This is a genomic window from Candidatus Methanoperedens sp., assembly GCA_027460525.1.
In the GTDB taxonomy this organism is placed as follows: domain Archaea; phylum Halobacteriota; class Methanosarcinia; order Methanosarcinales; family Methanoperedenaceae; genus Methanoperedens.
On sequence record JAPZAS010000015.1, the window covers coordinates 214,579 to 226,518 of the forward strand.

Below are 11,940 nucleotides of genomic sequence, written 5' to 3' on the forward strand. Positions count from 1 at the left end.
CTCCGGGATGGCATTGGTTGTAATGCTTACAATTCGTTAGCCTGCATACGAATATCTTTTGATTCAGGATAAAACAAAACATGCGCTGCCGTGTCTGGATTGCCTGCACCAACTCCGGGGATGGGCCCTTCATGATAACCTCTCATATCTTTTGCGGTCCTTCAATTCCTGCCGCTTGCCTTCATTCCATCCAGCTACCGCGCTTACATACCCCGTAACCCTGGAGAGCTGCGTTACATTATGCCGATGGCATACTGGGCACGTCGCCGCGCCGCAAATACCACAAAAGGCTATCCCTGGGATTACGTCATGACATGCCGGGGTCGTCCGGGCTGCCTTGTCGATAGAGCAGATCATGCGCTCACACTCCCCGGTTCCGGAGTTAATTTGAATAACTTAGCTGCTATCCCTTTGATTGCTGTCGGTGTGTATTCGCCCGATTCGCCGTTGTTCTTCCAGGTTGGATGATACATTTCACACATCCAAAAGGAAAAAATACCGATATTGGAACTATTTACAACGCCTTTGTCATGCTCGTAAACTGACCTTGCGCGGATAAGAAGTTCCGTAAGTTCGGAGCTTTTTTTGTCCGTTTTTGGTGACTCTATGGCCGAGGCGTCCCCTAAAGTCTTTCGGGAAATACCTCCAGCATCTCCAACATCTCCAGCCTGTACCACAGCATCATGGTTTGGAATGGAGATACCGGCTGGAGATATACCTCCAGAAATTTGGCTTGTATCTCCAGTTTGAAGTCGGCTCTGGAGGTTGATGGAGGTTTGTTTTTTTATATCTCCAGCCTTTTCATCTTCTGCCGATTGTGATACTGGAGGTATGGAGGTTGTGGAGGTATTTCCCGAAACTTTCAAGAGAAAGAGAACATTACATTTAGCGTCTTTTCTAACGTCAAACTTAATTCCCTCTTCTAAAAGATTTGTTTTGATTTCGTTTATGCGCCTTGTTAGGGTATTCGCAGCCTTCGGAAAACTCCGAGCTTTAATATTAACTCGGAGGAGCGTAGCCAGCTCCTCAAGGCTTGCCAACAACTCGGCTGCCCTGCCCTCCCATGAAGTCTTGTCCTCCATGAATTTTAGGATCAGCTCACCTACCGGGCTTGCATCTATCGCCTCTTTATTTTGAGACTGGATGTTCGCGCTGTATGCATCATAGAATAATCTCCAGCCATCACCAATAGCCTCGGATATGGCGCACCCCCAAATCATGAAATCAGCCATACGCGGCAGTTCATCAAGGTGTATAGTCGGTCTTAGTGCAATCGCCCTGGCTAAGATTGTGAATATGCCTGCGAGAATCTCACCCTTTACATCATCGAACCCCCTCCAGAGTGCCTCTTCTGGCTTGCGCCGGTCCTTCGGTATCCTCTCGAACCGGAATAGAATACATCGATCTAACAGGTCAGCTTTTGAGGCTACAATATTCACCCCATTGAGGCCTATACATCTCTGATAATCGAAGAGAACGTCCTCATCATTCGTATAGTGCGCCCTCTTACTGAACCCTTCTCCTGAACATGCTCGACATAAAGCATCGGATTGCCAGTCGCTCAGTGTGGTTACGTTATCAAAAGGTGCAAAGTGGTGATGGTCTAATTTCTGCACCAATTCCTGATTATCTTTAGGAAACGTCAAAATCCGAAGGACGCTGGGGTCGATTATTTCTTTGAGGACTTTGAAAACTGTACTCTTCGCACTTCCTTTATCACCATACAGGACAGGGATCGGATGGGGAATGTTCGGTATAAAACACGAAATCAGATAGACTATGAACAACAATTGCTCTTTCTCATCGCTCAGATTAACAAAATCTAAGATTTTTTTAACCTGTTGTGTTTTGCACACCCCTTTATTACATTTAAAACAATCCTGGTATGGTACAATATCAGAAAGGGGTTGTGCTTTCTGGTGTGTGTGCCATTTAAACAATATCGGCGGGTTCTTAACAATCTCCCAGCCTTTTTCATCTATTTTTACAGCAACCCCGCCCCCCATATCATACCAAAAGCTCCCGTTGTAGCCAGCAATCCTGTTATGAAGCTTATATTCCTTGCCTTTATGACAGGCTTTAGCCTCGATAACATTCAATGCGCTGCTGATCGCGTCCCCTCCAGGAGCGGTGCCGGTGTCGTCATAAAACAGACGTGTAATCCATCGCCTGAACTGCCTTGCCTGGACAGGGGTAATCTGGCTTTTTCCATTCAGCTTAATCCTCGCGTAAGGGTCCTGTCTATCGTCATGAAAAAGCTCGCAATCATCAGATGCAATATAGCCAATAAGTGCGCTGGCCTGAGAATATGTGGCGCCATTATTGTTAGTTCCACTTCTTTTTTTATCCTTACACGTCTCGCAGGCAGCAAACCCTGGGCACTGCTCTTTAATTTTCTCACAGGTCCAGGGTTTATATTTCTTTTCAGTCCAGCCTTTGAACTCAGTCTCGGTTTTATTCTCGTTGTAATCCTCGCGATAGATTATTTTCGCAAACATCTTGATCATGTCAAGGTCCGCACCTTTGTTAAACAACTCAGAACAAAACGCCCCTAAAAATAGCCTGGCTGTCGATCCATGCCGTATTTTCGTATCATCTTTCCAATATCGCTTAAAACAAGGCCTGCATTTGTTGATAAGAGAATTAAGCTGTTTTTCCCTGGCAAACAAAGCCTTCATGTTCTCAACGAACTTGGCAGGCATCTTAATGATCTTCTTTTCAGGATCGTTCCATTTGTACACATCACCAGATGCGTGTAAAGACGGAGGCAGTACTACATTACTCCCATCCGAAAGTATCTCGATTCCGAGGAGATGATGTTTCTGAGAAGGGATCTTCTCGTTGTACTCAAAATAAATATGCCCCCGCCCCGGAGTCCTGCTGGCCATCAAAGTATCAAGCTCAAAGTCTTTAAGCAGGTCCTCCCTGAAAAGTTCATGGTCAAAATCGACAACAGTAATATTACTGACCTTTCCACACACACCTCCAATATTACAGCCTTTTTTAATGTAATCTTCAATATTTTCCGGTGTTTTAGTCAGTTTTTGCCATCCTTTAATTAATGGTTTTTTTCCTGGGCTATTACCCGGATCCTTTGGGCTGCTGAGTGGATGGACTACGCGTCCTCTTTGCGTGTATTTTTCGGCAGCAGTTATGATCTCAACTTCACTCATAAATGTACCCCTCTTTTTCTGTCCAGGTCGTCCTGATCGCTGCAGCTCTCCGGGAGGACTGAAAATTTAGAAATTGTCGAAAATTTAAAATCTTTTCTGGCAAACAACTTTTGCCACTTCGTTCGTGGCCAGCAGCGCCCGCAATGCTTGCACTTCCCCCCTTCATAATCTCTTGCAAAGCAACGCGAATCCTGCCTGAGTTTGATGCCATGATACGGCACAATTTCGATTAGGTCCATCTCTTGAAGTTCCGCTAAGACGCCTCGCCTGTCAAATTTATTCAGGTGCAGCATCCAAGAAAGGGTCTTGTGGATTTCTGCGAAAGGAATTACTTTTTTATCATGAGAACAGTACTTATTTATAGCCTGGATTGTTTTTCGATACAAAAGCGGACATTCGGGTTTATCAGCCAGGCAGACCTTCTTAACTTCGTCGCCTTCGTCTCCCTGGTGGGGTTTCGGGGGCTTTTCTTTTCTATTTTTCATTTATGCTGTCGCCCCCTGCTCAAATACTGTGATGCACTCAGAAGCAAGCGAGTTTAAAAGAGGGTCTTTACTTTGTAGCCATTCATCGAGAATGTCTTTATTATTTTTTATTGCAGCAGCAGCGATGGGATAAGAAATAGATTTGAGCTTTGCGTTCATAACGACCACCCGGCTCTTGTTCTGAAATATTGTGTATCCCTATGGTCGTATAGCCTGCCTGCGTTCGTGCCTATCCCAAATAAATTACTTATGTCTTGAGTAATTTCAGCAAAAGGCATTATTTGGTTGGATGTCCTACTATTCAAGTTTGTAATTGCTTTGTGTGCAGCTCTCGCGCCCCTATCTGCAATGAAAGACAATATCGCCCCAATAATCAACATGGGCGCGGTTATTGTCAGAAACACATCTATAAACGGATCCATGGCTATCCCCTCTTCTCCCCTTCAATCATCAGCTTGTTTTTCTCTTCATTCAGCGTTACATTCACAACCGAACCAACCCCCAAATTTAAAGATTCTGTCAGCTGTTTTGGTAAAGTTATGATCTGTGAGTAATTAAATTTCCTGATTGTCCTTTTTACCATAGTTATCTCCTCAAGATTTTTCATATACAATACAAAAAAGAACCACTTACAAACCTAATGTCCTTAAAAAAATGGTAGGTGTAAAAAGTTCGATAAAATATTATGGTTGTTTTGCCATAATATTAAAGCAATGTCAAACTTTGGTATATTCACCATAAGATTGTAGTATATCTCTAAACATATATATAAGTTATCTCTAATTATACGATCCCCTTTTCTTTCAGCAGCGTCATAAGAAGCTCGCGCTCTCTATCTTGCTTATTCATTTGCTTTTGCTGTTCTTCAAATTTTGCGCGGAGTTCTTGATTCTCCGCTGACAGCTTCGATAACTGCAATTGAGAAGTGGCGATATTAAGAGATTCCGCTTGTTTGATAGTTCGGATCGGTCTTTTGATAGTATCCGCTCCGTTTTTCTTTTCAGCTTCGGCATTGATTACGTCATCATCGACAATATGTTGATACCTGGCTATCATTCGGCTATCTGCCGTCCAACCGTGTTTTTTCTTTACTATCGGGTCTTGGTAGCCTCTTAAAAGCATATCAGTAGCCGAAGCGTGCCTGAATTTATGAGGAGATAAAGGTTTATCAATCCCTGCCTCTTTACCTACCTTTTGAAGCATTAAATGAACCGCGGGTCTTGTTATTCCAAAAAGTTTATCGCCCTTTTTCAATCCACTATAAGTTAAATGATTTCTAATATACCCTGCCGAATAAACATATAATGCCCGCCTCTTATCAGTTCCAGTCTTTGTTTGTGGGATCGCTATAATCATGCCCCTATCAGTCTCTTGGATATCCTCAACCTTGACATTCAAAACTTCGCTTATCCTTGCCCCAGATTCAAATAAAAAGCTGAAAAGGGCTTTATACATCGGGCTTTCAGTGTATGCTATCAGATTATTGACATCATCCACTGTTAAAATATCTTCCCGATTGAGATTTCCTTTTATGAACTTGATTTTTACATGCTCGACAATATCACCTTTTCCAGCTCGCTTAAAAAAGCGCTTCAATACTGCTTTTTTGTACTCGATAGAACTTGGTTTATAGGTCTTTTGTAATTCTAAGATATATCGGGTAACATCCTGGTCTTTCCACTTGGATAATGGTTTAAACTGCCCTGCATATCTCAAAGTCTGTTCGACATTGATTAAAGTATGTGCTGCCTGTCCGTTGGCTTGAATCTCTTTTATATAGCTGTCTATCGTTATCATAATTGATGACCTCGTATCTAAATAGGTTCTTAAAGTATATAATAGTAACTATTTCAAGATTCAATACAATAATAGTAAGGATGTTTAAATTTCGCATAAGTGAATCCATACGGTCGTACATTCTGATTTTTTCATTTCTCGTTTTAGTGTACAGCCTGGTTTTTCTATACCTGATGCGTACATACGAGAACAAGGATTACGATTTTATAACAGCAATTTACTGGGTAATCGTGAGCATGACCACGGTGGGCTATGGCGATATTTATTTTAACTCAACCATCGGGCGCTTATTCAGTACCGTGGTGATCCTCTCGGGCGTGATAATGATATTCGGTTATCTTTTTCCCCTGGTACTCACCCCACAGCTTGAGAAAAGGCTTAGAAAAGAACACCCTTCAAAGGTTCAGAATGATCTAAAAAATCATATTATTATTTGCGGTTATAACCAGCTTGTTGAAACCCTTATTGCTGAACTTGACGAGTATGAGATTCCCTTTATGGTGATTGATGAAAATGAAAAAAACATAAGCCAGCTGATTTCCAGAAAAATCATGTGTGTTTATGGTGATGCGGCAGATGAAAATGTGCTTCAGAATTCCAATATCCTCTCGGCAAGGATGCTGATAGCAAACCAGAGCGATGAGAAAAATGCCAGTATAATTCTTACAGCCAAGGAGATAAGCGATATACAGGTAATATCCATCGTGGAAAATGAAGCAAAAGCAGGCTACCTGAAGTATGCGGGTTCTGACCGGGTAATTTCTCCAAAGACCCTGTTCGGGACGTATATTGGCAGGAAAGCCATCGACCCCCTTACAGACCATCTTGCAGGTGCAACAAAGTTCTTTGAGGATTTGAGCATCGTTGAACTTCCTATTTATCCGCACAGCGTTCTCATCGGAAAAAAATTAAAGTATGCCGTAATCCACCAGAAAACAGGAGCAAATATCGTGGGGCTCTGGAGCGGCGGAAAGCTATCGTTGAATCCGCAACCTGAGGATTTAATAAGAGAAAATTCCGTGCTTCTGGCGGTGGGAACCGAGAAACAGCTTGAATCATTAAAGAAATTGACAGAGGGGATATGAAAAAATTTATTCTGGTGGGCTATGGCGATGTTGGAAGGAGTATAGCACATGTTCTCCAAAATGCCCATGTGAGCTTTGTGGTTATTGACAAGAATGAAGCAAAGTTGAAGGAGAGAGGTTTTGATTATGTGGCAGGAGATGCCACGGATGAGGAGATTCTCAAGCGTGCTGGCATTAAAAACGCCTCGACTGTTATCATAGTCCTGAATGACGATTCGGATATTATTTTTAGCACGCTCATTGCCAGAAATATTAACCCTCACTGCATAATCCTTGCAAGGGCAAATGCAACAAAATCGATAGATAAAATCTACAGGGCAGGAGCGGATTATGTGGCATCGCTTTCTATCGTGGCAGGGCAGATGCTGGCGCACATCGCCCTCGGGCATGAGGCAGAAACTATTACGATGCTTGAGGGACTGGAAATAGCAAGGCACCACGTAACTTCAGGTTCGCCTCTTGTCGGGAAGACCATTGCGGATGCAAAGATTCGCTCAAGGATAGGATGCACCATAATAGGGATTGAAGAGGACGGAAAGACCATCACGGACATCGACCCCTCGATTATCATACAGGAGGGGATGACGCTTGCTATTATCGGAAACTGCGAGCAGATTTCGAAATTCAAGAAAGAGTATGCTGTTTAATACCGCATCATCTGCGGGCTCTTTGGCAGAGGCTTCACCTTCGATGCTTCATCCCAGTCGGCTTCATAGATGTGCAGCGAATTGCAGAAATCCACCACTTTAATGAGTTTCAGGTTATTCGGTTCAAGCACTTCCCTTTTAATCATCGTAAGGAGCCCAATCATATTGCTGTTCCAGGCAGCGAATAAATCACGGGAGCGCCACATGCAGTGCATCTCCGCATTGCCATCGCCAATATTTCTAACCCAGAGCCTCTGGAGGCAGGGCTGGTCTTCCTTCACGAAGAGGTCACGCTCAGGAATCCAGGTTATCGCCTGCCTCCTCCGTGAGACGCCCTGCGGCAGTAATTCCTTTATTGCTTTAAGCTGGTCAACAACCGTTACGCCAGTTGACGTCGTATACACGCATTGCTCCGCAATGTGTGAATTTTGCTTCGCAACGTCCTTATTGCGCGACGGATAGTTTATCAGCCTGTCCATATAATTGTATTCAAAACCCTGCTTTTTCCAGTCATAATCCCTTTCCCACTGCTTCAAATATTCTTTCACATGCATCTCTTTTGTAGGGAACTGCGGATGCAGCATGGGCTCAGCATAAGGCTCGCGTATTTCGATGACAGAACATATATCCTTTGACATGGGACCGTACTCCGTCTTTATCTCCATGCCGTGTTTAATCACAAAATTCACAGCCTGCGCCCATGCATCCGCAAGACCGACAGCCTGGATAAGGTTGGTGGGTGGGTATTTCATAAACATCTATACTTGATGGATGGGATATTAGGTTAACGATGGGATGATCTTAAATACTGATCTATCGCCCGCGCAGCTCTCTTGCGCTGCCGGAAGATGCTGCGCGACTCGTTCTTGAAGGAATCAAAAGGCAGCAGTGGGAGTTCAGCGAGTATATGGGGAGAGGGGAAGCCAAGTGATTTTTAAAATATCGTAAACTTTTTATCTATGTAAATTGTGTATATGTTTATATGGAAAACAAGCTAAAACTTTCCACAAATTACATAATAAAATTATTATTTGATAATGAATATTACTATTTCACAGTGCGTGAGCTTGCGGGTTTATTAAAAGTACCTATCGAAAAAGCATATACTATCGTGGCAAGGCTTGAGGACAGGGGGTTCATAAAATCGGTTGAAAGGGGTAAGTACCTGTTGCTTGGTTTTGAACCTGAGCGTGCTCTTTCCAACCCTTTTTTCATAGCATCCAGGATCGTATATCCTTCATACGTGAGTTTCTGGAGCGCCCTGAATTTCTATGGATTCACAGAACAGGTTCCGGTGGTGGTTTTTCTTGCTTCTGCCAGGAAAAAGACAGAGGTGGAGTTCAACGGTCTCAGGTTCAAATACGTGTTAATGAACCCCAGCAAGTTCTTTGGGTACAGGAAGGAGAGGATGGGTGACCTCGATTTTCTGATAGCTGAGGAGGAGAAAGCGATTGTTGACAGCCTGTACCTCCCGGGGAATGCCGGCGGGCTGGTGGAGGTGGCAAAAGCGGTTTACAATGCAAAGGATAAGGTTGATCTCGAAAAGCTTTTTTCGTATGCGTCGGCCATGAAGAGCAGGAGTCTTTGCTCAAGATTGGGATATTTGATTGAGAGATTTGGTTCTGATGCCGCAATGCTGCTGGAATGCTCAGCGCGTGAATATGTCAAGCTTGACCCGACAAGGGAAAAGAGTAAGGTATGGGATAAGAAATGGCATGTTAACGTGAATTTGAGTGAAGAAGAAATACTGGGCTGGAGGGAGACGTAGATGCTGACGAGGAAGCAAATAGAGAAGCTCGCTTTGAAAAATCGAGTGCCGCTATTTACCCAGGAGAGGGATTACATCCAGGCTGCATACCTTAGCCTTCTATATTCAAAGACTATGAGTTTCGTATTCAAGGGGGGCACCTGCCTTCGGATGGCTTATGGTTCTCAAAGGTATTCTGAGGATCTGGATTTTAACTCGGCTCTGGGTGAAGATGAGGCTTTCAGAGCACTGGAAACAGCAGCAAAGGAGCTTGAATATTTCGGCATCAGGTCAGAGATCAGGAACAAGAGGATGTCGAGGTCGGGCTTCGGCGTCGCCCTGAGTTATATGGGACCGCTGTATGAAGGCAGGGATATTACCAAAGGTCTGGTGAGGATAGATGTGAGCCTGAGAGGGGAGAGCGTATCAGAGGACAGGATAACGGTGCGTACCGAATACGATGATGTGAAGACGTTTATTATCAGCGCAGCAAGCCTTGACCATATATTTGCAGAAAAGGTGCGGGCACTGCTGGTGAGGGGAATGGCAAGGGATCTATATGACCTGTGGTTCCTGATGGAAAGAGGTATTAAACCCGATCTTGAGTTAATAAACAGCAAGCTTGCTCTCTATGATAGGACTTATTCCAGAGAGGAAATGAACGAGCGCATAGCTGAGCTTGAGAAAAGCTGGAGTAAAGACCTCAAGCCGTTGCTTGGCGTGGTCGTTCCGTATGATGCCGCAGTGAAGAGGGTGATTGACGGGTTGATGTCTTGCGCCATTCCAGTGCATCATCGAGGGCAGGGAACTCCTCATAAACGCCCGCATTGATGGGATGGGCTTTTTTTCTTAAATCTGCGATTTCAATACCATCATATACTTCATCCTCTCCAACAGGCGACGGCGGCGCTCAATCGCCGCGGAGGCTGCTGCTACCCTGTCCTTACATCCCGGAGATTGTATCTTTTTTCTATCGGGTATGGTAACTCCAGTATATGCTCGAACGATTATAACCTGAGATTCCGAGTTATGTGGGCTATGTTTGCACGAAATGAGCCTGTGAAGCACGATTCATAGTTTTTTAGAAAATTATCTGATGAATAGTTTCAAGCCTGCAGTCATCAGCAGACTGGCTGAGAATTTGCATGTTCATGTGGAAAATGATGAGCTGCCTCAGAGAACAGCTTTCAAGATCGCAGTTACGATCCAGCAGTTTAAAGAACAAGCCAAGGAGTAGGTGATTGCGGAGAGGATGTTGTCATTTCTTAAGACAAAATCAAATCATTCACTTCTTATTTTCTTAAGCAGCCATGCCATATTTCCGGGATTCCTCATATTCCGGATTCCTTCTTCGTCTTATCAACATCCCCAATTTCTCTTCCCATGCCCATGTTCCAGTAACTTGAACCTGGACTATCATCTGATTGATATGGAAGAAATGATTGATCGAGTCAAAAGCGGTATTGCGCCTCCCCTTCGCACTGCAACCACAGCGGCGCCTACTTTTCGTTTGAACATGACCACATTGGCCATTGAGGTAAATCCCGCACGTTCTACTAAAGCCTTCATTTCTGAGGTTACATCGGCGAAATATGTTGGTGAACCGAGAATAATTCCATCAGCTCCCACCATCTTTTCAATACAATCATTCACTATATCATTTTTGACAGCGCATTTCCTGTCTTTTGTTTCAAAACATTTACAGCAGGCTGTACATCCCTGGATCTTCCTGCCTGCAAGCTCCACTAATTCTGTTTCTATCCCAACTTTCTCCAGTTCACTGAACACATGGTTTATGGGAATTGCAGTGTTCCCCTGTTTTCGGGCGCTTCCGTTAAATGCTATTGCTTTCATGACCTGATCGTCTATATGCAAATACCACTTCATGGAATAAAATATCGATACTTTCACGATTATTTTCGCTCCGCTCTTGGATTCAAATATATACTGACCAAATAATCGATTATCTGAGGTGATTCATTTCGTTTCTAAATAAAGTTGAGCAAGGGAAAGCTTTAAAAGCCCATGCCATAATTGACAATGCTGACATATACTCAAATGAATACGAGTTAAATATCATCCCACGATGAAATGGACAATATGGTACAAGTAGGTGTTGTCAGAAAAAAGGATATAATTCAATCTGTAAAAACCTCTGTTGGGCTTGCTGGAGGCTTAAAAATACAGAAGAATTCCACGGTTTTGATCAGACCGAATGCGAACACAGCCGATTACCCGCCCGGTTCGACTAATCCTGAAGTGCTAAAAGGAGCTATTCGTGCGGTCAAGGAATACAACCCTGCAAAGATCATCGTAGCCGAGAAATCAATGACCACACTGGATACTACAAAGGTGATGAAACATCTGGGTCTATACCAGGTGGCTGAATCAGAAGGGGTGGATGAGATATTGTCTTTTGACGATGTAGAGTGGAAGAAGGTGCGGCATCCTGACGCAAAATCATGGCCTCACGGTTTTTCAGTTCCTGTGATCCTTGATACTATCGATTATATTATTGCGCTTCCCATCGTAAAAACGCACTGGACTGCATTGTTTACTATTGGGTTAAAATCCCAGATCAGCATTACCTCGGATCTTGACAGGAGACAGCTTCCTCACGGACAGAACAACGATGAACTCTTCGGTAATATGATCGCAGAATCAAATCTTGTACATAAACCCGATTTTTACATATCAGATGCTACGAAATGTTTTGTGACAGATGGACCCAATGTCGGGACTTTGCGGGAACCTGGCATTGTCATGGCTACAAGTGATGTGATCGCGAATGATGTGGTGGGTCTGGCACTTTTAAAGACACTTGGTACGATCCATAAAATACAGAATAGATCGGTATGGGAGCAGCCTCAGATAAAAAGAGCGGTTGAACTTGGTCTTGGAGTGAAAAGCAAAAATGAAATACAGATCAAAAGTGATGGCGTGAAAGAAATCGAAAATATTAAAGGCAATATTATTTAGATTATATTTAGTTACACTATAAGAAAA

General features: G+C 43.5%; 14 protein-coding genes and 1 pseudogene. 6 read left to right on the forward strand and 9 right to left on the reverse strand.

Translation table 11 applies throughout. The features are described 5' to 3' along the window. Positions 1-129: 129 nt before the first annotated feature. The 7 genes from O8C68_05655 to O8C68_05685 form a co-directional block, all read right to left on the reverse strand. On the reverse strand, positions 130-357 hold the full coding sequence (locus tag O8C68_05655; protein MCZ7395289.1) for a hypothetical protein: 228 nt from the start codon (positions 355-357) through the stop codon (positions 130-132). Continuing rightward, entirely contained in the window at positions 354-3,173 is a 2,820-nt protein-coding gene (locus tag O8C68_05660; protein MCZ7395290.1) for a bifunctional DNA primase/polymerase, read from the reverse strand. Before O8C68_05660 ends, O8C68_05655 begins: the two co-directional genes overlap by 4 nt. Continuing rightward, positions 3,170-3,658, reverse strand: a complete 489-nt coding sequence (locus O8C68_05665) for a hypothetical protein (protein MCZ7395291.1) — start codon at positions 3,656-3,658, stop codon at positions 3,170-3,172. Before O8C68_05665 ends, O8C68_05660 begins: the two co-directional genes overlap by 4 nt. Next, a complete protein-coding gene (locus O8C68_05670) occupies positions 3,659-3,817 on the reverse strand; it encodes a hypothetical protein (GenBank protein MCZ7395292.1) in 159 nt (52 codons plus the stop codon). Next, positions 3,814-4,080, reverse strand: a complete 267-nt coding sequence (locus tag O8C68_05675; GenBank protein ID MCZ7395293.1) for a hypothetical protein — start codon at positions 4,078-4,080, stop codon at positions 3,814-3,816. The genes O8C68_05670 and O8C68_05675 overlap by 4 nt, the downstream gene beginning before the upstream one ends. 2 nt (positions 4,081-4,082) lie before the next feature. Beyond that, positions 4,083-4,265, reverse strand: a complete 183-nt coding sequence (locus tag O8C68_05680) for a hypothetical protein (protein MCZ7395294.1) — start codon at positions 4,263-4,265, stop codon at positions 4,083-4,085. 176 nt (positions 4,266-4,441) lie between these two features. Then, complete coding sequence (locus tag O8C68_05685) at positions 4,442-5,455, reverse strand: tyrosine-type recombinase/integrase (GenBank protein ID MCZ7395295.1); 1,014 nt, start codon at positions 5,453-5,455, stop codon at positions 4,442-4,444. Between the two features lie 5 nt (positions 5,456-5,460). Here O8C68_05685 and O8C68_05690 point away from each other — a divergent pair, with 5 nt between their 5' ends. After that, positions 5,461-6,540 (forward strand): NAD-binding protein, encoded by a 1,080-nt coding sequence (locus O8C68_05690; protein MCZ7395296.1) that lies wholly within the window; start codon positions 5,461-5,463, stop codon positions 6,538-6,540. Then, positions 6,537-7,187 (forward strand): TrkA family potassium uptake protein, encoded by a 651-nt coding sequence (locus O8C68_05695; GenBank protein ID MCZ7395297.1) that lies wholly within the window; start codon positions 6,537-6,539, stop codon positions 7,185-7,187. Before O8C68_05690 ends, O8C68_05695 begins: the two co-directional genes overlap by 4 nt. Here O8C68_05695 and O8C68_05700 read toward each other — a convergent pair. Further along, positions 7,184-7,939 (reverse strand): hypothetical protein, encoded by a 756-nt coding sequence (locus O8C68_05700; GenBank protein ID MCZ7395298.1) that lies wholly within the window; start codon positions 7,937-7,939, stop codon positions 7,184-7,186. The two genes, O8C68_05695 and O8C68_05700, sit on opposite strands and share 4 nt — an antisense overlap. A 230-nt stretch (positions 7,940-8,169) precedes the next feature. Here O8C68_05700 and O8C68_05705 point away from each other — a divergent pair, with 230 nt between their 5' ends. The 3 genes from O8C68_05705 (at position 8,170) to O8C68_05715 (ending at position 10,171) form a co-directional block, all read left to right on the forward strand. Next, entirely contained in the window at positions 8,170-8,955 is a 786-nt protein-coding gene (locus O8C68_05705) for a hypothetical protein (GenBank protein MCZ7395299.1), read from the forward strand. Beyond that, the gene (locus O8C68_05710; GenBank protein ID MCZ7395300.1) at positions 8,956-9,765 is read left to right on the forward strand and encodes a nucleotidyl transferase AbiEii/AbiGii toxin family protein; all 810 of its coding nucleotides are present in this window, start codon (positions 8,956-8,958) and stop codon (positions 9,763-9,765) included. It begins immediately after the preceding gene. A gap of 265 nt (positions 9,766-10,030) precedes the next feature. Beyond that, positions 10,031-10,171 carry a hypothetical protein gene (locus tag O8C68_05715; protein ID MCZ7395301.1) on the forward strand — a complete coding sequence of 47 codons (141 nt, stop codon included), beginning with the start codon at positions 10,031-10,033 and terminating at the stop codon, positions 10,169-10,171. Between the two features lie 44 nt (positions 10,172-10,215). Here the strand turns inward: O8C68_05715 and O8C68_05720 are convergent. After that, positions 10,216-10,788, reverse strand: a pseudogene (locus O8C68_05720) (flavodoxin family protein). Positions 10,789-11,034: 246 nt separating this feature from the next. On the opposite strand from O8C68_05720, the gene O8C68_05725 reads away from it, so the two are divergent. Then, on the forward strand, positions 11,035-11,913 hold the full coding sequence (locus tag O8C68_05725; protein ID MCZ7395302.1) for a DUF362 domain-containing protein: 879 nt from the start codon (positions 11,035-11,037) through the stop codon (positions 11,911-11,913). Positions 11,914-11,940 lie beyond the last annotated feature (27 nt).

Excerpts from the sequence above, each read along its gene's own strand:
- O8C68_05680 (MCZ7395294.1), bottom strand. The coding sequence starts at position 4,265 with ATGAAAAATCTTGAGGAGATAACTATGGTAAAAAGGACAATCAGGAAA.
- O8C68_05690 (MCZ7395296.1), top strand. The coding sequence starts at position 5,461 with ATGACCTCGTATCTAAATAGGTTCTTAAAGTATATAATAGTAACTATT.
- O8C68_05660 (MCZ7395290.1), bottom strand. The coding sequence starts at position 3,173 with ATGAGTGAAGTTGAGATCATAACTGCTGCCGAAAAATACACGCAAAGA.
- O8C68_05700 (MCZ7395298.1), bottom strand. The coding sequence starts at position 7,939 with ATGAAATACCCACCCACCAACCTTATCCAGGCTGTCGGTCTTGCGGAT.
- O8C68_05705 (MCZ7395299.1), top strand. The coding sequence starts at position 8,170 with ATGGAAAACAAGCTAAAACTTTCCACAAATTACATAATAAAATTATTA.
- O8C68_05665 (MCZ7395291.1), bottom strand. The coding sequence starts at position 3,658 with ATGAAAAATAGAAAAGAAAAGCCCCCGAAACCCCACCAGGGAGACGAA.
- O8C68_05725 (MCZ7395302.1), top strand. The coding sequence starts at position 11,035 with ATGGTACAAGTAGGTGTTGTCAGAAAAAAGGATATAATTCAATCTGTA.
- O8C68_05695 (MCZ7395297.1), top strand. The coding sequence starts at position 6,537 with ATGAAAAAATTTATTCTGGTGGGCTATGGCGATGTTGGAAGGAGTATA.
- O8C68_05675 (MCZ7395293.1), bottom strand. The coding sequence starts at position 4,080 with ATGGATCCGTTTATAGATGTGTTTCTGACAATAACCGCGCCCATGTTG.
- O8C68_05715 (MCZ7395301.1), top strand. The coding sequence starts at position 10,031 with ATGAATAGTTTCAAGCCTGCAGTCATCAGCAGACTGGCTGAGAATTTG.
- O8C68_05710 (MCZ7395300.1), top strand. The coding sequence starts at position 8,956 with ATGCTGACGAGGAAGCAAATAGAGAAGCTCGCTTTGAAAAATCGAGTG.
- O8C68_05670 (MCZ7395292.1), bottom strand. The coding sequence starts at position 3,817 with ATGAACGCAAAGCTCAAATCTATTTCTTATCCCATCGCTGCTGCTGCA.
- O8C68_05685 (MCZ7395295.1), bottom strand. The coding sequence starts at position 5,455 with ATGATAACGATAGACAGCTATATAAAAGAGATTCAAGCCAACGGACAG.
- O8C68_05655 (MCZ7395289.1), bottom strand. The coding sequence starts at position 357 with ATGATCTGCTCTATCGACAAGGCAGCCCGGACGACCCCGGCATGTCAT.